The organism is Bhargavaea sp. GQ12 (assembly GCF_059758705.1).
Map to the genome: position 1 here is coordinate 122,889 of NZ_JCAXEU010000003.1, position 18,946 is coordinate 141,834.

Genomic DNA, 18,946 nt, shown 5'->3' on the forward strand with positions numbered 1-18,946 from the left:
GCTCGTAAGCCACCGCGGTTCCACCCTGATTGGCACAGTTCTGCTGTGCCCACTCGGACCGGGTAACGGCCGGTGCCGTCTTCTCCTACGCGGGGATACCCTCCCTTTTCGAAGAAGAGCCTCTCGGGTGTTGTTCACGGTTCCAGTCCTGCAGGTGGGATTTCAGCCTGGGTCCCACCCTCTCTTTTCAGTACATTGGACCACTACTTATCCGGTCAATGGCGTCCATTCCAGTATCAATTAACCATTATCTTAATGACTTAAGAATCAACTGTCAACCGTTTTCGAAAAAGGTATAGAATTCTCCGTCCCTTCCCCGTAAACTTATCGTTAAGGAGGTAGGTGCATGAGGAATAAAGGAAAAATCGCATTATCGATCCTGCTTGTATGCGGACTGCTTCTCAGCTTCCAGGCAACCCCCGGCACAGCCAGGGCTTCGGGAACAGTCACAGTCGACACCGAATCCATCAATGTCCGGTCGGGACCGGGTCTCACCCACAGCGTGAACGGCTCACTGAAGCGCGGCGATACAGTCACGGTGCTCGGGTCTGAAGGTGACTGGCTTTATGTCGACACCGGATCTGGCAAAGGGTATATCGCCGCTTATCTCACAAAGTCGTCCGCCGCTCCCGCATCCGGCTCGGCCACCGTCATTTCCCAGGTGGACCGGCTGAATGTACGCGCACAACCCGGTACCTCCGCTGCCGTTCTTCTTAAGATGAACCGCGGTGACCAGGCCATCTCCCATGGCTCTTCAGGAGGATGGACAGAAGTGACCGTAAACGGGACACGCGGCTGGGTAGCCAGCGAATACATAACCGCTTCTTCCGCACGGCCGGCTGAGAAAAAGACCCAGGAAAACGACACTTTCACGGTCTCCGTATCGGCATTGAATGTCAGGAAAAAACCGGACCTCAACGCAGATAAGGCGGCAGTGATCCGACAGGGTGAAACGTACCCGATAACGAAAACTTCCGGCAACTGGGTCAACATCTCGGTTGACGGCAAAGAAGGATGGGTGTACTCGTTCCATGGTGTCCGCTCTTCCGGCGGAAATGCCACAGGAAGTCAATCTGGCGCTTCCAAATCTGTTGAAGGAGCAAAGGCTGCCACCGTCACGATCCTTTATGATGGGACAAACCTCCGCAGCAGCGCATCCACTTCATCCGGAGTGGTCGACCGGGCAGCTGCGGGCGAAACATTCAGCGGCGAGCCTGAAGGCGACTGGTACCGGATTTCCCTTAAAAACGGCCAGGAAGCCTATGTTGCAAACTGGGTCGTCTCAGTTGGCGGTGAGGCCGCGGAACAGCATAAAGACAAAAAGAAAAAAGCTGACCGCAGTCCCGGCACCCTAAACGGGGTTACGCTGGTCATCGACCCGGGTCACGGTGGATACGACGGCGGAACAACCGGTCTGAGAGGGACAAACGAGAAAGACCTGACCCTCCCGACCGCCGAGCTCCTCGCTTCCAAGTTGAGGGCTGCAGGCGCGGATGTAATCCTGACCAGGGAGACCGATGAATATATCGGCTTGAGAAAGCGGGTATCCATCAGCAACCAGGCTGATGCCGATGCGTTTATCAGCCTCCATTATGATGCGACGACCGACCATTCGGTGAGAGGCTTTACGACTTATTACCAGAAAGCGATCGAAGAATCGCTGGCGGAACACGTCAACACTGCACTCGGTGAATCAGTCAAGCTGAAAGACCGTGGTGTCCAGAAAGGCAATTATCTCGTCCTGCGGGAAAACCAGCGTCCGGCAGTTCTCGTCGAGCTCGGTTTCCTGAGCAACCTGTCCGAAGAACGCCGGGTTATAAACCCGGAATACCGCGAACAGGCAACCGACGGCGTCTACAAAGGCATCATCGAATACTTTGATTCCCAGTTGGGAGAATAAGAAAAAGCAGGACCGATTCCGGTTCTGCTTTTTCCTATTCAATCAATTCTTTTCATTTACAAGTGAACCCGGCTTGGAGTAACCGGGACTGAATTGGAGCAAGGCCGTTTGATTTGGAGTAACGGGCGCGCAATTGGAGTAACGACCCCTCTCTTGGAATAAGAGGGCACGCAACCTTCCTCGAAAATGTCAAATCGGACCCGGAAGAGATGTCTTCCGGGTCCGGTCCTTAAGCGGTGTTCACTCCGTATTTGAGGTTTTCTTCGATTCGACAATGACGGTAACGGGGCCGTCGTTGACGAGACTGACGTCCATCATCGCGCCGAAGATACCGGTCTCCACTTGCAGTCCGAGATTCCGGAGTTCTTCGTTAAACCGCTCATAAAGCGGTTCCGCCTGGTCGGGCCTGGCCGCATCGGAAAATCCGGGACGGCGACCTCTGCTCGTGTCTGCATAGAGGGTGAACTGTGAAACCGAAAGAACCGCTCCGCCTGTTTCCAGGACAGACAGGTTCATCTTTCCGTCCGCATCCTCAAACAGGCGCAGGTTCGCAACTTTATTCGCCACGTACCGGACATCATCTTCCGTGTCCGTATGGGTGATGCCGACGAGGAGCACATAACCGCTGTCGATTGCGCCGGTCACTTTGCCGTCGACCGTCACGGATGCCTCACCGCTCCGCTGGATGACCACTCTCATTCCAAACTCCCCCTTTTCTCAGTTCGTGACCCGCTGGACATAATAGATGTCACGGATCTGCTTGATGCGCTCGACGATCCGGTGGAGGTGGGTGATGTTTGTGATCAGGAGCGTCATATTAATGGTTGCGATCTTGTTTTTATCACTTTTCGCACTGACGGCAGTAATCACCGTTTTCAGATCGTTGACGATGTACATCACTTCGTTCAGAAGTCCCGGCCGGTCAAATCCGGACACTTCGATGTTTACGTGATATTCCTTCGGCTTTCCGGCAGTGCCGTTTTCCCACTCAACATCGATCAGCCGACTTTCCGAATCTTCCGGAGAAACGTTCGGACAATCCGCACGGTGAACGGAAACACCGCGTCCCTTTGTGATGTATCCGACGATTTCGTCTCCGGGAACGGGGCTGCAGCATCGGGATAGACGGATCATCAGGTTATCGATGCCCGGGACGGTGACACCGGACTCCGTCTCTTTTTTGGGAGCAGGTGCCGTCATCTCTTTTGTGATTTTCTCAAGTTGCATTTCAGCTTCTTTTTCTTTTCGCAGCTTGTCCGTGAGCCGGTTGACCACCTGCTGGACAGTGATGCCGTTAAAGCCCACCGCCGCATGCATGTCTTCTTCGTTAGCGAAATTGAATTTGTCGCATACCCGCTTGATGTTTTCTTCGGTAAGTACTTCTTTTTTCGCGAGCCCACGTTCCTTCAGCTCAAGTTCGATCATCTCGCGGCCCTTGATGATGTTCTCGTCTCTGAGCTGCTTTTTGAAAAACTGTTTGATTTTGTTTTTCGCCTGGGACGTGTTGGCGATCTTGAGCCAGTCGCGGCTCGGACCGAAAGATTGCTTGGATGTGAGAATCTCGATGATATCCCCCGTATTGAGCTCGGTGTCGAGCGGGACGATTTTGCCGTTGACCTTGGCGCCGATCATCTTATTCCCTATTTCCGAGTGGACGCGGTAGGCAAAGTCGATCGGTACCGAGCCGGAACGGAGCTCCAGGACATCGCCGTTCGGCGTGAAAACGTAGACCATATCGGAAAACAGATCATACTTCAGGGATTCCATGAATTCTTCCGCATTGGAAGACTCGTTCTGGAAATCAAGGATTTCACGGAACCAGGTCAGTTTGGAATCCAGGCTATCCTGCTTTTCCTGCAGATTTTTGCCTTCTTTATAGGCCCAATGCGCAGCGACCCCGTACTCGGCGATCCGGTGCATCTCGTCTGTACGGATCTGCACCTCGAGCGGTTCACCGTGCGGACCGACTACAGTTGTGTGGATCGACTGGTACAAATTCTGCTTTGGCATGGCAATGTAGTCCTTGAAACGACCTGGCATCGGCTTCCATAAAGTATGGATGATGCCGAGGACCGCATAGCAGTCTTTGATGCTGCCCACCATGACGCGGATCGCAAGCAAGTCATAGATCTCATTGAACTGCTTGTTCTGCAGCACCATCTTGCGGTAGATGCTGTAGATATGCTTCGGCCGACCATTGAGTTCGGATTTGATATTTACCTGTCCAAGCTCATCACGGATCTGCTCCATCACATTCTTGAGGTAATTCTCCCTCTCCGTCCGCTTCCGCTTCATCAGGTTGACGATGCGGTAGTACTGCTGAGGGTTCAAGTAGCGCAGTGCCGTATCTTCCAGTTCCCACTTGATCGTCGAGATTCCGAGACGGTGTGCCAGCGGCGCGAAAATTTCAAGGGTTTCTGCGGAGACGCGGCGCTGTTTTTCCGGGCTCGTATACTTGAGCGTCCTCATATTATGGAGGCGGTCCGCCAGCTTGATCAGGATGACCCGGATGTCCTGTGCCATGGCAAGGAACATTTTGCGGTGGTTTTCCGCCTGCTTTTCTTCCTTGGACTTGTACTTCAGCTTGTCGAGCTTGGTGACACCGTCTACTAGACGGGCCACTTCCTCGCCGAAGCGGGTGACAAGCTCTTCCCTCGTGACCGGTGTATCCTCGACGACATCATGGAGGAAGCCCGCGGAAACAGTTTCCGGATCCATCTGCAGTTCTGCCAGGATTCCGGCAACCTGGACGGGATGCGTGATGTATGGCTCGCCGGAACTCCGTGTCTGTCCTTCATGCGCCTTTTCCGCCACCGCGTAGGCATCCTTCACGAACTGGACATGTTCCTCATTCATATAGGAGGAGACGGATGCGAAAACATCTTCAACCGTCATCACCGTATTTTTCGCCATTCCGTCCACCGCCTTTCCGTTGCTTTTCTGGTATAAATTAAAACTATTTTATCAAAAAAGCGCGTTTTTGCAAAAACGCGCTCTCGAATCAGACCCCCGGCTTCCGCCGGGGGCCGAATCAGTCTTCGTATTTCATCAGTGCGTGAACGTCGTAGCCTTTAAGTCGTTCGCGCCCATCCAGGTAGGAAAGCTCGATCAGGAAAGCACAGCCGGCCACTTCACCGCCGAGTTCTTCAACGAGTTTGACTGTCGCTTCGACCGTGCCGCCGGTTGCCAGCAGATCATCGACGATGAGAACCTTCTGGCCAGGCCTGATTGCGTCGTGATGGATGGTCAGGACATCTTTTCCGTATTCCAATCCGTATTCGACCTTGATTGTTTCACGCGGAAGCTTGCCTTCTTTTCGGACCGGCGCAAAGCCGATGCCGAGTGCGTAGGCGACCGGGCATCCGATGATGAATCCTCGTGCTTCCGGTCCGACAATGATCTCTGCTCCGACTTTCTTCGCGTACTCGACGATCTGGTCGGTCGCGTATTTATAGACGGGACCATTGTCCATGACTGTCGTGATATCCTTGAAGCTGATGCCTTCTTTCGGATAGTTTTCGACAATCGTCACGTATTGCTTTAAATCCATAGTTGCTGCTCCTCCTTGGCGGTCTCTGGCGCATCTAAAATACTGCCGATGACCTGCCGTAATTCCTGATAGGGCGAATAAAGTAAACTCTGTTCGATATTGATTTGCCTCTCCAGCCCCGAATACGATTCGGATTCTGACAGATCCCGCTTTGGCGGGTTGTCCACGACTGTGGCAAGTCCGTTCTCCATTGTAACAAATCCGAGCTCAAAAAACACCTTTGTCATAAAAATGACAGAATCCCGGCTCCAGCCTTTGTGCTTGGCAAGGCGTTCCCCTTCGCGCATGACATGGAAACGGCCCTGCTGCTTCAGGAACGAATAATACCACCCAAACTGCTTCCGGTCGGGGATACCCATAAAGTACCGGGACTCCGGAACATGGAAATGCGCATAGATCCGGGATGGCCCGCACGAACTGAGAAGCCCCTCCAGCTCCTCAAACGAGCTTGGAAGGTCCAGCAGGACAAGTGTCGACGAATGAGACGGATCCAGCTCTGCCGGCTGCACGATTGCTTTCCCGGTGTCTGCACGGAACTTGCGGATACTCTCTTTCCTGAAAGCGATGAATACCGCATCGTGCGGGATATTGGGAAGCCATCTGGAAAGCAGTCGTTCCCCCCGCACATCGAACAGCTGCCAGCCGTCCGACTTCATGTCCTTGAGCATGAGCTGAGGCTTTTTCCGCCCGTTCCATTCATTGATCTGCAGGTCACCGGCAACGCTGATACGGGCATCAGGCGTCAGCTCATCTTCGAGGTGGCCGAGACCGAAACCGACGATATCCAGTGTGCCTGCACCGTCCGACACGCTAAGTTTGAGGTGGTTTTTCATTGACCCGATCTTCCGGCTCGATTCCACGCTGAGATCCGGCAGGCAGTATACCGGCTTGGCAAAGCCGACTCCGTACGGCCCGAGTTCAGCGAGCGATTCAATTGATGCGACATCGACTTCATCCAAGGATAGCCGGACATCGACATCTAGCGTTGGAATCAGGTCCTCATCCGTCAGTGTTTCTTCGCCCTGTCTGATTAGATTCTTCCGCAGCTGATCCACATTCCCGATCGGAAGAGTCAGGCCTGCAGCCATCGGGTGACCGCCGAAATGCGGGACGATGTCAGCATTCTTCTTGAGCTCCCGGTACATATGAAAGCCTTCGATACTCCGTGCAGATCCTTTGGCGATCCCTTTTTCTGGATCAAGCGTCAGGACGATAGACGGGCGATAATACTTTTCCGTGATCCTGGATGCGACAATGCCGACCACGCCCGGATTCCATCCCTCCCCCGCCACAATCAGCGCATGAGGAACGGCATCTCCGTATGTATCTTCGATCTGTGCGATCGCTTCGTCGGCAATGGCGGCAACCATCTTCTGCCTTTCCTTGTTCCGGTCATTTAGCCGGGAGGCGAGCATCGAAGCTTCTCCCGCATCCTCAGTCAGGAACATCCGGACAGCCGGCTCCGCATCGCCCAGCCGGCCGAGCGCATTGATTCTTGGGCCGAATGCGAAGCCGATGGTTTCTTCATTGATTTCAGGCTGGCGCACGTCCGAAACGCTGCAAAGTGCCTTGATCGCCGGATTGGACGTCTTCCTTAGCTTCTCAAGTCCCATTTTGACGATCAGGCGGTTTTCGCCGTGAAGCGGCACCAAGTCGGCAACCGTGCCGATTGCACCGAACATCAGCGAGTCCGCCGGAAAATCACCGGTCAGCGCGTGGGCTACCTTCAGGGCAACGCCGACACCCGCCAGTTCCCCGAACGGATAGTTCCCCTCGGGATGGCGCGGATGGATGATGGCATCAGCCTCCGGCAGAACCTCGCCCGGCTCGTGATGATCCGTGATGATCACGTCCATCCCCATCTCTTTGGCCGCAGCCACCTGTTCATTGCCAGAGATGCCGTTGTCGACAGTCACGATCAGTGAGCAACCACGCTCGTATACTTCGCGGAACAGATCCGTGTTCGGTCCATATCCGTGCCTGAACCGGTTCGGAATCACATGGAAGGCATCGGCGCCGAGTGACAGCAGTGCCTGCATGAGGACTGTTGTGCTCGTCACGCCATCAGCATCGTAGTCGCCATAGACGGCGATGCGGCTGTTTGTGTGTATATGTTTTTGGATCAGGTCCACTGCTTTATCCATATCTTTCATCAGGAACGGATCATGCCAGCTTTCCAGGCCGATCCGGATGAAGGCGGACGCTTTTTCCGGGTCCTCAAAACCCCGGGAAGCCAGTACTTTTGCCGCAATCGGCGAAAGACCGAGGGCGAGCCGGAGGTTTTCAACTGTCCGATCGTCCGTGTCCTGCGTCCGCCAGCGCTTCATCGATTCTATCATTGCCATCACTTCCTCGGAGTCTATTATACATGAGAATGCGTTATAGTTCCGGCTTGGAATATGGCGGCTGAATTGGAGCATAAGTCTCCGAAATGGAGTAACAGGCCGCGAATTGGAGTAAGGGGCATGAATATGGAGTAACAGGCACTGAATTGGAGTAAGACGGTTCAAATGAACTTGGAGTAAAGACCACAGGCCACTGAAAAGCTCATCATGATTGCTGATTGAAGTGAAAGGCCCGAGACACCTGCGGGAATAGCATTAGCCGAAGACCCCGCAGGACGAAGTCCGAGGAGGCTGAGGCAATGCCCGCGGTAAGCGAGGGCCTGAAACGGAAAAAAGACTAGAAAATAAAAAGCCTCCTGACAGTTGCGTCAGGAGTTGCTGATGTCGGAGCCGAGGTTATTGTCACGCGGCTCCACGTCCGGGTCAGGCGCGAATGCCGAAGCGGCATGCTGAAGGCCGGCGATTTCATTTTGCTGGTCGGCAATCTTGACTTCCTTCTCGTTCACTTCGCTCTCAAGCCGCCTGATTTTGCGCTGTTGCATGATGGACCGGAACATCGATACGAACCCGCTTACCGCCGCTCCGAGAAGTGCGGAAGCAAGGATGACGATGATCAGCGGCCATTCTGCCGTGCCGAAAACGTAGTTCACCGGCACCGGATCCACATTGACAATCGCAAACCAGGCGACAATAAGTGCAAAGATAAGTCCCAATACTAGCGTCCACTGAAATTTCAACGCTGGTCCTCCTTTCCGTCCAAAAAAAGACAGGGCATACAAATGTATACCCTGTCCCATCCGGACCAAAAACCTGATCATACGACAGGTTCGTCGGAGCCCCAGTTCTTTTCTTTTTTCTGGACGTCGAGCGTCCCTTTCTTGTTGATCTCCCTCTTCTTCAACTGCAGCCACAACTGTGCGGCGATAAAGATCGACGAGTAAGTTCCCGCGATCAGGCCGAACAGCAGCGCAAGTGAGAAGTTCCGGATCGATTCTGCTCCAAAGAAGATGAGAGCGAGAACGACCAGGATGACCGTCAGTACTGTGTTGATCGACCTGCTCAGTGTCTGGCGGAGTGACTTGTTGACAACATTCTTGAGGTCTTCCTCCGTCTCGATTTTCTTCATCTTGTGCAGGTTCTCACGGATCCGGTCGAAGGTGACGATTGTATCGTTGATCGAGTAACCGATGATGGTCAGGATGGCCGCGATAATCGTGATGTCGACTTCGAGTCTCAACAGGCTGAATAGCGCGACCATAAAGAACGCATCGTGCAGGAGCGACACAATCGATGCCACACCCATCCGCCACTCAAAGCGGAAGGCAACGTAAATGATGATCCCCACCATGGCAATGGCCAGTGCTTTGACCGCATTTTCAGCCAGTTCCCGGCCGACTGTCGGCGAAACGGTGCTTACGTTTGGCTCATGGCCGTAAAGTTCTCCAAGGTCCGATTTTAACTGGTTGATTTCACCCTGACTCAAGTCTTCCTTATAACGGAATACGGCGATTTCCTTGTTATCGCCTGAAATCAGAATGTCCTCGGTCGGGTGGCCAGCCTCTTCGAGAGACGCTGCCACCTCTTCCTGGGTCAGCGGTTCATTGGAGAGGACTTCCACCCTTGTGCCGCTGGAGAAGTCGATGCCAAGGTTAAGCTTGAATACACCCAGGATGATCGCGCCGGCAACCAGGAAGATGATGGAGGCCGTAAAGAATTTTTTCCGGTTACCGGCAAAATCGAAACAGTCAAATTTCGTTGAGAGATCAAGGACATCCAACTCTTCCTCTTTCGGATGAATATACTTTTTCGAAAGGCCGAATGCTCCCGCTTTTCCATCGAGCATGCCGCTGTGGACAAGCAGTCCGAGCAGCAGGCGCGATCCCCAGACCGCGGTGATGAAGCTGAGCATGATCGACAGGATCAGCATCGTCGCGAATCCTTTGACGGAGCTTGTCCCGAAGACGAACAGGACGGTTGCTGCGATAAGCGTGGTGATGTTCGCGTCAAGAATCGCAGTGAAGGATGACTTGGCGCCGGCCTTGAAAGCTTCTTTCACCGAAGCCCCGATCCTGAGTTCCTCGCGGATCCGTTCGTATGTCAGGATGTTGGCATCGACTGCCATCCCGACACCGAGCACGATTGCTGCAATGCCCGGAAGCGTCAGCACGCCGTTCAGCAGGTTAAAGACGAGAATCAGCAGATAAACATATACAGACAGCGTGATCACTGCAACAAAACCGGCTACGCGGTAGTACACGAGCATGAAGAGAAGTACGAGTGCGATACCGATTGCTGCAGCAATGACGGTTTTATCAAGTGCCTGTTCACCGAACTGTGCACCGACCGATGTCGAATAGATTTCTTCCAGGTTGACCGGAAGTGCACCGGCGTTCAGAATGCCGGCCAGATGCTTCGTTTCTTCAACTGTAAAGGAACCGGATATTTCAACATCCGATGACAGGATCGCCTGCGAAACGTTCGGTGCGGAAATAAACTTCGGCTCCGGCTTCGTTACTTCTTCAGCGAAGCTGTCAACACCTTCCTCAAAATCAAGCCAGATGACAAGCTGATTATTCGGTGCCATCCCCGCGATTTCCGTGGTGATTTCGCCAAACTTTTCAGCACTCTTCAACTTGAGCGTGACAATAGGCTGGCCCTGGTCGTTGAACGTCGATTGGGCGCCGCCCTCGACAAGGTCATCCCCGTCAAGCATCAGGCGGTCGGCTGTATCGCGGAATGTCAGGTTAGCCTGCGTAGACAACAGTTCACGGGCCGACTCCTGGTCCTCGATGCCCGCCAGCTGGACACGGATCCGGTTTCCGGACTCGATCTGGATGCTCGGCTCACTCACACCGAGCACATCGATTCGGTCGGTCAGTGCCCGTGCGGTGTCCGCGACGACCTCTTCGGTGATCTTCTGTCCGTCACGGAGCGGTTCCACCTGGTAGAGTACTTCGAAACCGCCCTGAAGATCCAGGCCGAGATTGACGTCTTGGGCAATCTGCTTGCCCGTTCCGCCGATCGTTGTGGCAAACAGCACCAGGAGCAATAGAAAAGCGACTATGCGCCCACGAGTTTTCATTGATGTTCCCCCTATTCAATTTGCAGCAGAAGACAGTGTCCTTCAACTGCCGGACACCTATTTATAGACGTACAAAAAAAGCAACAGTTCCATTATGGAACACGTTGCCTGTCGTGTCAATTCAGCCTTTGGGCTGTATGACCTTCCCTTTTCTGCCCTTTTGGAGCAAGGAGCTCGCGGAATTCTTCCTCATCCAATCCCCCAAAACTGCTGTTGCCTGCGGCTTTTTTAAAGCCTTCGACCTGTGTATGGGACATGTATCGGGTCGGCGAGATGGACAGGATGTCACCCACAGCTTCATGTACCGGGAGTTCGTGAAGGTCCTTTTTCCTCCACAGTTTACCCAGACAGTATGACCACAGATCCTCTTCAGTTACAGATCCGTAGCCATAAAACACGAATTCATCCGTCTTGTTCGATAAAGCCGGACGGACCTGTTCAAAAAGATCCGGGAAACCTTCCTCTGCCATGCTGCCACATCCTTTCTGCGAGTCGTACGGGCCCTTGCTCCCGCATACGGATATTGTATAAGATTTCGGCCAACATGAGAAGGAAGTGTTCAGCGTGTCGACATTTTTCCGGGGGACGATTATCCTGATGGGCGCGGTTTTCCTGTCCAAGTTTTTCGGCTTCATCTACCGGATGCAGTTCATGCGGGTTGCGGGAGAAGAAGCGGTCGGCACTTACATGTCCGCTTATCCGGCTTTTATTTTCTTCCTCGCGCTCATTCAGCTCGGACTTCCGATTGGTGTAGCCAAAGTGGTCGCAGAACTGCATGCCCGGGGGGAGCGGAGCAGCCTGCAGCAGGTGATGCGCACCTCAGTCATCCTCTCCGCATTTGCTTCTATCGCACTTCTTCCGCTGTTTATACTGGGAATTCCTTATCTGTCCGGGACGCTCCTCGGCAACCCGGAGACCTCAGTCGTGCTGTACATCTCGCTTGCCGCTCTGCCGATTGCGACCGCATCAGGCCTGATCCGCGGGTATTTTCAGGGGATTGCACGGATCGAAGAGACGGCATGGTCCCAAATTCTCGAGCAGACAGTGCGCATTGCCCTGATCAGCTTTCTTCTGCCGCTATTCGCTGACCCTTCCAGTCCTGCGCTCACGGCAGGCTACGCAATGGCCATCACCGGAGCGGCGGAAGTGGCCACTCTCCTGTACCTTTACATCAAGTACCGACAAGTCAAACTGAACAAGCCGGACCGTACAAAAAAGATGTACCCTCTCCGGCCCATCCTGTCTGTTTCCCTACCGTCTTCCGGCAGCAGGCTCTTCGGTTCGTTCACTTGGTTTCTCGAACCGATCGTTTTTATCCGTGCACTCGGCATGGCGGGGATCGGGGTGACGGCGGCGACTTCGCTGTACGGCGTCATCTCTGGTGTGCTGATTCCGCTTCTCCTGTTCCCTGCTTTTATCTCCCATGCCCTTTCTGTCGTTCTCGTGCCGGCGGTGTCGAGCGCTGCCGCGCTGAATGATGTGCGGCTTCTTCGGGAGCGTATCCATCTGTCGCTGCGGATTTCTGCAATCACGGGAAGTGTCGCAGCAGCTGTATTCTTTCTCCACGGTGAGGAAATGGCAGTGAAACTGTTCCACATATCCGATGGCGGAGCCTATATGCTGATGCTCGCACCGATATTTTTCTTCTACTATATACAGGGGCCGCTGCATTCCATCCTGCAGGCGATGCAGGAAGCGAAGGCCGCCATGATGAACTCCGTTTATGGGGGAATCGGCAAACTGCTTGTCATGTTCGTCCTTGCCTCACAGCCGGGACTCCAGGAAGCCGGTGCCGTTATGGCCATCGGGTTTGGGGTACTGGTGACTTCGTTCCTGCACATTGCGACGCTTCGCAAAAAGCGGGAGGCCTCCACGGGATTCACGATGTTCGTTATTCCTTACCTGTCCTTTGTACTGACCGTGGTCGCCCGTCCGCTTCTGATCGAGGAAGTGCCGTTCGGGATGCTCGGGGACATTGTCGTCACAAGCTTCTTCCTGCTCGTGCTCCTCTTCCTGTTCCGCTATTTCCGTCTGTCGGATCTTAGGACCGTCCATAAGCTGGCACGCCGGTTCTGATACTCACCCTGTACTCCCTTTTTCCTGGATATGCATGCCTTCCTTATCGAGCGTGCAGAAAAACACCTGCTCAGGACTGCTGTAGCCAGCCGCATTCAACTCGTTCATCAGCCACTCCATATCCTTGCCGATCAGAGACAGGTGCTCTTTCTGGACCACGCCATCCGAAATCAGCGGAAGGATGGGACGGTCGCTGTCTTTTTCAAACACTGCCAGATTGCCGCTTGCCTCAAGAAAAGCATAGGCGACGTTACGGACGGATGCCACCTGCTGCTCCCTCAGCTGCTGAAGTAGGTTATCGATATTGTAGCGCTGTTTTCTCATGGTCTGTTCTTCAATTACACCGTTCCGGATGATGACCGCTGGCCCCCCCTCGACGACATCCCGGAACTTTTTGCTTTTCAGGGAAATGAACGAAGCAGTGATCTGGATGATCAGGAGAACCAAAATCGGCATAATGGCCATAAACAGCGGACTGTCCGGATCATCCAGCGCAAAGGCGGCCACTTCCGCCATCAGGACGGAAATGACGAGATCGACCACACTCAGCTCGCCGAGTTCCCGCTTGCCCATGAGCCGCAGCACGAAGATGATCAGCACATACAGGAAAACCGTCCGCCATACTACAATCAGCAAATCTTCCATGATGCACCTCTTTTCCCGCTCAGTATAGGGATTCCGTGCAGGAAACATTCATCCGATCGCCCCTGTCCGGCCCAACGATCAGGAAATAAAAAAAGACCGCAGGCACGGCGGATCATTCCGCTGTGCCTGCGATCGTTCCGGCAAATCAGTTGTCAAGGACACGGCCGATCGCCGCGCGTTCGAACTGGAGACGGGAACCGTCGGCGCATTTCACAAACACGGTCGCATCATCGACTGCATCGACCGTGCCGTGAAGGCCGCCGATCGTGACGATTTTGTCGCCGCGCTGAATTTCATTCTGCATTTTTTGTGTTGCTTTCTGCCGCTTCTGAGCCGGGCGGATCAAGAAGAACCACATCACGGCGAACATCAGGATCAGCGGCATCAGGGCTACTAATGTTTCCACAAAATTTCCCCCTTTCTGTATGGTACAAGTATACAAGCTTCAGAAGTTTTTTGCATTCGGTTTGTTGTATCCGTACTGTTCAAAGAACTCTTCACGGAAATCGCCGAGGCGGTCTTCGCGGATCGCCTGCCGGACCTGTTCCATGAGGTTCATGAGGAAGTACAGGTTGTGATACGAAGTCAGGCGGATTCCGAACGACTCTTCCGCCTTGATGAGATGGCGGATATAGGCGCGGCTGTAGTTCCGGCAAACATGGCAGTCGCAGTTCTCGTCCAGCGGCCGGAAATCGCGCGCAAACTTCGCATTCTTGACGACAAGGCGCCCTTCGCTCGTCATGAGTGTGCCGTTGCGGGCAATCCTCGTCGGAAGCACGCAGTCGAACATGTCGATGCCGCGGATTGAGCCGTCGATGAGCGCATCCGGAGATCCGACCCCCATGAGATAGCGCGGCTTTTCTTCCGGAAGAAGCGGCGTCGTGAAGTCGAGCACCCGGTTCATCACATCTTTCGGCTCGCCGACGGAAAGTCCGCCGACTGCATAGCCCGGGAAGTCGAGGGAAACGAGGTCCTGCGCGCTCTGGCGCCGCAGGTCTTCATACTCGCCTCCCTGGACGATGCCAAACAGTCCCTGGTCCCCCGGGCGGCTGTGAGCCTCAAGGCAGCGCTCCGCCCAGCGGGATGTCCGCTCGACACTCGCTTTCATGTATTCGTGGGAGGCGGGATACGGAGGGCACTCGTCAAAAGCCATCATGATGTCCGAACCGAGCGCATTCTGGATCTCCATCGCCTTTTCCGGGCTCAGGAAAAGCTTGCTACCGTCGAGATGATGGCGGAAATGCACGCCCTCTTCCTCGATTTTCCGCATGTCGCTAAGCGAGAACACCTGGAAGCCGCCGGAGTCGGTCAGAATCGCCCGGTCCCAGTTCATGAATTTGTGAAGGCCGCCCGCTTCCCTGATGATCTCATGGCCTGGCCGGAGCCACAGATGATATGTGTTGCTCAGGATGATGCCGGCTTTCATTTCTTTGAGTTCCTCGGGGGACATGGTCTTTACGGTCGCCTGTGTACCCACAGGCATGAATGCCGGAGTCTCGAACGAACCGTGCGGAGTATGGACGATGCCGAGACGGGCACCTGTCTGCTTGTCTTTTTTAATCAGTTCATAGGTGATCGCTGGAGTCATTCGTTTCTCCCTTTCTTTGGAGGCATCAGGAACATCGCATCACCGAAGCTGAAGAACCGGTAACGCCCGTCCACCGCATGCCTGTATGCATTGAGTATGATCTCCCGTGACGAGAAGGCGGATACGAGCATGATCAGAGTCGACTTCGGCAAATGGAAGTTGGTGATGAGCCCGTCGATCGCCTTGTATTCATATCCGGGATAGATGAAGATGGACGTCCATCCGCCCGCAGAGACAATCTCTCCGCCGTTCTCGGAAGCGATCGTTTCCAGTGTCCGGGTTGAAGTCGTACCGACCGCTATAACTCGGCCTCCGGCTTCTTTTGTTTTCCGGATCGCAGCCGCAGCCTCTTCGGAAACGCTGTAGTACTCCGAATGCATCTCATGGCTCTCGATCGTGTCGACGCTCACCGGCCGGAACGTGCCGAGTCCGACATGGAGCGTGATAAACACGATATCCACACCTTTTTCCCGGATCCGGTCCAACAGTTCTTCCGTAAAATGGAGTCCTGCGGTCGGTGCTGCCGCAGAACCGCGCTCTTTCGCGAACACGGTCTGATAGCGGTCGCGGTCATCCAGCTTTTCATGGATATATGGCGGAAGAGGCATTTCGCCGAGCCGGTCGAGCACTTCATAGAAGATGCCCTCATAGCTGAACTTGAATGTCCGTCCCCCGTGGTCTCCCGTTCCGGTGCACTCTGCTTTCAGCAGGCCGTCACCGAACGTCACGACAGTTCCCGGCTTTACGCGCTTAGCCGGCTTCACGAGCGTTTCCCATTCGTCTCCGCCCTTGTCTGTCAGGAGGAGCACTTCGATCGTCGCGCCCGTCTCTTCTTTTGTACCCATTAGACGCGCTGGGAGAACCTTAGTGTCGTTCAGGACGAGACAGTCACCCGGTTCAAAATACTCCAGAATATCGGAGAAATTCCTGTCGTCAAGGCTTCCGGTCTCCCGGTCCACGACGAGCAGACGGGATGCCGTCCGGTCTTTTAGCGGAGTCTGTGCAATCAGTTCCTCCGGCAGATGAAAATCAAAGTCTTCTACATTCATGATGGGTTCCTTCTTCCGTCGTCAGGCAATTCGATGCCGAAATGTTCATAGGCCCGTGGCGTAGCGATACGCCCGCGGGGTGTACGCTGCAGGAATCCGACCTGCAGCAAATAAGGTTCATACACATCTTCGATCGTAGCTGATTCCTCGCCGATGCTTGCGGCGATTGTGTCGAGTCCGACAGGCCCGCCCCTGAACCGCTCGATCATTGAAAGCAGAAGCTTATGGTCGATGCTGTCAAGACCATGCGAATCGACCTGAAGCAGCTCGAGAGCTTCTTTTGCTGTCGGAAGCGTAATCTCACCATTGCCGCGCACCTGCGCAAAGTCCCTCACGCGCCGGAGAAGGCGGTTGGCGATCCTCGGTGTTCCGCGCGACCGCATCGCCATCTCTTCGGCCGCGTCGCGCGAGATCGGCGCACCGAAAATATCGGCGCTCCGAACGACAATCTCCGCCAGGGCTTCCCGGTCATAGTAATCGAGGCGGAGCGGCACGCCGAACCGGTCGCGGAGAGGGGCTGACAGGGAGCCGGCCCTCGTCGTCGCGCCGATCAGTGTGAACGGCGGCAGATCAAACCGGATCGACCTTGCTTCCGGCCCTTTTCCGACAACGATATCAAGGCAAAAATCCTCCATCGCCGGATATAGCACTTCCTCAACCGCACGGCTCAGCCGATGGATTTCATCGATGAACAGCACATCCCCCGGCTCAAGCGAACTTACGATGGCCGCAAGGTCGCCCGGACGCTCGATTGCGGGACCGCTCGTCGTCCTGAAATTGACACCCATTTCATTCGCGATGACCGATGCGAGCGTCGTCTTGCCGAGCCCGGGAGGTCCGTACAAAAGCACATGGTCCAGGCTTTCCTCCCGCTGCTTGGCCGCCTCAATGAAGATGCCGAGATTGTGTTTGACACGTTCCTGCCCGATGTACTGGACGAGCCGCTGGGGGCGGAGCGACTGTTCAAAACCATCGTCGAACACCGAAGCCTCGCCCGAAATCACCCGTTCTCCCATCAGTCCCCCTCCTTTCCGTCAGCTTGTACAAACCTGCTCACGTCTTATCCCTGCTTTAAAAGAAGCGAGAGTGCCCGCTTCATATAGGCTTCCGTATTTTCCAACGACTCATTTTCAAGCTTCAGCCGGACCTTGCCAAGCTCCTTTTCCGAGTAACCGAGCGCGGTTAGCGCAAGCATCGCTTCTTCGAGATCGTGATTCGAGCCGAGGCCCGCTTCAGGTTCTGTTTCAGTCAGGAAGACAACTTCATCCGTCACGCCGTCCAGCTTCCCTTTCAGATCCAGGATAATCTGGCGGGCGGTCTTTTTGCCGACACCGGGGAATTTGACGAGGAACTTCTCATCTTCCGCTTCGATTGCAGCAACAACCTGTGCGGTCATGCCGCCGGCTAGGATGGCCAGTGCCCCTTTCGGCCCTATGCCGGAGACCGTTATCAGCTTTCGGAACAGTTCCCGCTGTTCGGGAGCCTGGAAGCCGATCAGCTGCATCACGTCTTCCCTGACGTGCAGATGCGTAAAGACCTGCATCTCCTCGTCCGCATGGAAGGCATACGGATTGGGCGTGATCACCTGATAGCCGATGCCGCCCTGCTCAACCGTGATATACTCGGGCGTCACCCTTGTGATGCGCCCTTTTATGTAATCATACAAGCCGTGTTCCCCCTCTTTCACAATGAGTAGATTATAGCATACATGTTCGCATCCCCGCATCAGGTGGGGCAAAGGGCACAAGACACCGCCCAAAATAGTTAACATAATAATTTTATGCGAATAAAAAAGTGTGTCTTTCCTCTAAGGAAAAACACACAGCCATAAGCATTCATTGATTCGACCGCTTTGCCACCTGATAACAGAGCGGTATCCAGGCGGAAAGGGCTTTGTCGGTAAACCGGTCGAGCCGGGCTTTTAGTTGCTTCTGCTTCTCTTCGTCGAGAGACAGCAGATACAGCCATTCCCTCAGCAGCTCGTTCGGATAAAGAAGCAGATTGAACGACGATGCAGACAGTGAGGCGAGTTCCGGCTGCTCGCCGCACAAGTAATCCAGGTTAAAGTCGACATGCGGCAGCACACGATGAATCCAGAGTGCAGTCTCCGTGCCGGCCGGACCCGTGCATGCCAGGTCAAAATCGATCATGACATAGTTGCCGTCGGGTGCCTTCAGAAAATTATGGTGGACAACGTCTCCGTGCAACAATGTACAATCCTCTTCCGGATCGTAAGTTTTACGGATGGTCCGGAGAGCCTCTTCGGCGTGATAGACAATTGATTCGTACTGATGATTTCCGATCAGAGGGGCAAGCTGCTTTTTCTGTTTCCGGAATTTCGCAAGGCGGTCTTCCCACTTTGCGACAAGCGGGTACGGGTACAGCACTCCGGTCCCTTCCCAGTTCACCTGGCCGGACGTAGCGTGAAGCGTTCGGAGAATCGAGAGTGTCCGCTCCCGCCCCGTCCTGCTTGAATAATCGGCGGACTTGGCACGGTCCAGCCAGGGTTGGATGACTGCGCGCTCATCCGCTGAACCGATGATCGGCAGGACGTAGGGGAACCCGATATTCTCCAATTCATCGTGTATCCGCCTTACTTTTCTGGCCTGCAGGGCAGAATCATATTTCTTCAAAGAATAACGCTTGCCGCCGACTTCCCATTTCCAGACGTTCTGTTTGATCTGTCGGATGTTTACACCGGCAGCCATGGG

16 protein-coding genes and 1 other annotated feature (1 of these 17 running past the window's edge) are annotated in these 18,946 nt (G+C 54.4%); of the genes, 2 read left to right on the plus strand and 14 right to left on the minus strand.

Translation table 11 applies throughout. From position 1 onward, the window contains the following. Positions 1-228: a binding site (T-box leader), on the minus strand; it reaches 13 nt to the left of the window's first position. Positions 229-346: 118 nt separating this feature from the next. After that, complete coding sequence (locus tag AC6CHQ_RS04055; protein WP_498080931.1) at positions 347-1,900, plus strand: N-acetylmuramoyl-L-alanine amidase family protein; 1,554 nt, start codon at positions 347-349, stop codon at positions 1,898-1,900. Positions 1,901-2,140: 240 nt separating this feature from the next. On the opposite strand, the gene dtd is transcribed toward AC6CHQ_RS04055, so the two are convergent. The 7 genes from dtd to AC6CHQ_RS04090 all read right to left on the minus strand — a co-directional run bounded on the left by dtd (position 2,141) and on the right by AC6CHQ_RS04090 (position 11,347). After that, positions 2,141-2,599 carry a D-aminoacyl-tRNA deacylase gene (gene dtd / locus AC6CHQ_RS04060; protein WP_498080932.1) on the minus strand — a complete coding sequence of 153 codons (459 nt, stop codon included), beginning with the start codon at positions 2,597-2,599 and terminating at the stop codon, positions 2,141-2,143. An 18-nt stretch (positions 2,600-2,617) separates the two neighbouring features. Next, a complete protein-coding gene (locus AC6CHQ_RS04065; protein ID WP_092051328.1) occupies positions 2,618-4,813 on the minus strand; it encodes a RelA/SpoT family protein in 2,196 nt (731 codons plus the stop codon). 118 nt (positions 4,814-4,931) lie between these two features. Further along, the gene (locus AC6CHQ_RS04070; protein WP_092051330.1) at positions 4,932-5,450 is read right to left on the minus strand and encodes an adenine phosphoribosyltransferase; all 519 of its coding nucleotides are present in this window, start codon (positions 5,448-5,450) and stop codon (positions 4,932-4,934) included. Beyond that, entirely contained in the window at positions 5,441-7,789 is a 2,349-nt protein-coding gene (recJ, locus tag AC6CHQ_RS04075; protein WP_251238579.1) for a single-stranded-DNA-specific exonuclease RecJ, read from the minus strand. The genes AC6CHQ_RS04070 and recJ overlap by 10 nt, the downstream gene beginning before the upstream one ends. A gap of 374 nt (positions 7,790-8,163) precedes the next feature. Further along, positions 8,164-8,532 carry a LapA family protein gene (locus tag AC6CHQ_RS04080; protein WP_251238578.1) on the minus strand — a complete coding sequence of 123 codons (369 nt, stop codon included), beginning with the start codon at positions 8,530-8,532 and terminating at the stop codon, positions 8,164-8,166. A 77-nt stretch (positions 8,533-8,609) separates the two neighbouring features. Next, complete coding sequence (gene secDF / locus AC6CHQ_RS04085; protein WP_498080933.1) at positions 8,610-10,877, minus strand: protein translocase subunit SecDF; 2,268 nt, start codon at positions 10,875-10,877, stop codon at positions 8,610-8,612. Between the two features lie 116 nt (positions 10,878-10,993). Then, positions 10,994-11,347: a post-transcriptional regulator gene (locus tag AC6CHQ_RS04090; protein WP_177168305.1), complete on the minus strand. Its 354-nt coding sequence runs from the start codon at positions 11,345-11,347 to the stop codon at positions 10,994-10,996. 94 nt (positions 11,348-11,441) lie between these two features. On the opposite strand from AC6CHQ_RS04090, the gene AC6CHQ_RS04095 reads away from it, so the two are divergent. Further along, positions 11,442-12,953 carry a putative polysaccharide biosynthesis protein gene (locus AC6CHQ_RS04095; protein WP_498080934.1) on the plus strand — a complete coding sequence of 504 codons (1,512 nt, stop codon included), beginning with the start codon at positions 11,442-11,444 and terminating at the stop codon, positions 12,951-12,953. A gap of 3 nt (positions 12,954-12,956) precedes the next feature. On the opposite strand, the gene AC6CHQ_RS04100 is transcribed toward AC6CHQ_RS04095, so the two are convergent. From AC6CHQ_RS04100 to AC6CHQ_RS04130, 7 genes are all read right to left on the minus strand, one after another. Beyond that, positions 12,957-13,598: a DUF421 domain-containing protein gene (locus tag AC6CHQ_RS04100; RefSeq protein ID WP_251238575.1), complete on the minus strand. Its 642-nt coding sequence runs from the start codon at positions 13,596-13,598 to the stop codon at positions 12,957-12,959. A 145-nt stretch (positions 13,599-13,743) separates the two neighbouring features. After that, positions 13,744-14,004, minus strand: coding sequence for a preprotein translocase subunit YajC (gene yajC, locus AC6CHQ_RS04105; RefSeq protein WP_092051342.1), 261 nt, complete (start codon positions 14,002-14,004; stop codon positions 13,744-13,746). A 39-nt stretch (positions 14,005-14,043) separates the two neighbouring features. Further along, a complete protein-coding gene (gene tgt, locus AC6CHQ_RS04110; protein ID WP_251238574.1) occupies positions 14,044-15,186 on the minus strand; it encodes a tRNA guanosine(34) transglycosylase Tgt in 1,143 nt (380 codons plus the stop codon). Further along, a complete protein-coding gene (queA, locus tag AC6CHQ_RS04115) occupies positions 15,183-16,235 on the minus strand; it encodes a tRNA preQ1(34) S-adenosylmethionine ribosyltransferase-isomerase QueA (RefSeq protein WP_251238573.1) in 1,053 nt (350 codons plus the stop codon). Before queA ends, tgt begins: the two co-directional genes overlap by 4 nt. After that, on the minus strand, positions 16,232-17,251 hold the full coding sequence (gene ruvB, locus AC6CHQ_RS04120) for a Holliday junction branch migration DNA helicase RuvB (RefSeq protein ID WP_251238572.1): 1,020 nt from the start codon (positions 17,249-17,251) through the stop codon (positions 16,232-16,234). Before ruvB ends, queA begins: the two co-directional genes overlap by 4 nt. A 44-nt stretch (positions 17,252-17,295) precedes the next feature. Further along, positions 17,296-17,901: a Holliday junction branch migration protein RuvA gene (gene ruvA, locus AC6CHQ_RS04125; protein WP_251238571.1), complete on the minus strand. Its 606-nt coding sequence runs from the start codon at positions 17,899-17,901 to the stop codon at positions 17,296-17,298. A gap of 169 nt (positions 17,902-18,070) precedes the next feature. After that, a complete protein-coding gene (locus AC6CHQ_RS04130) occupies positions 18,071-18,943 on the minus strand; it encodes a phosphotransferase (RefSeq protein WP_251238570.1) in 873 nt (290 codons plus the stop codon). Between the last annotated feature and the right edge of the window lie 3 nt (positions 18,944-18,946).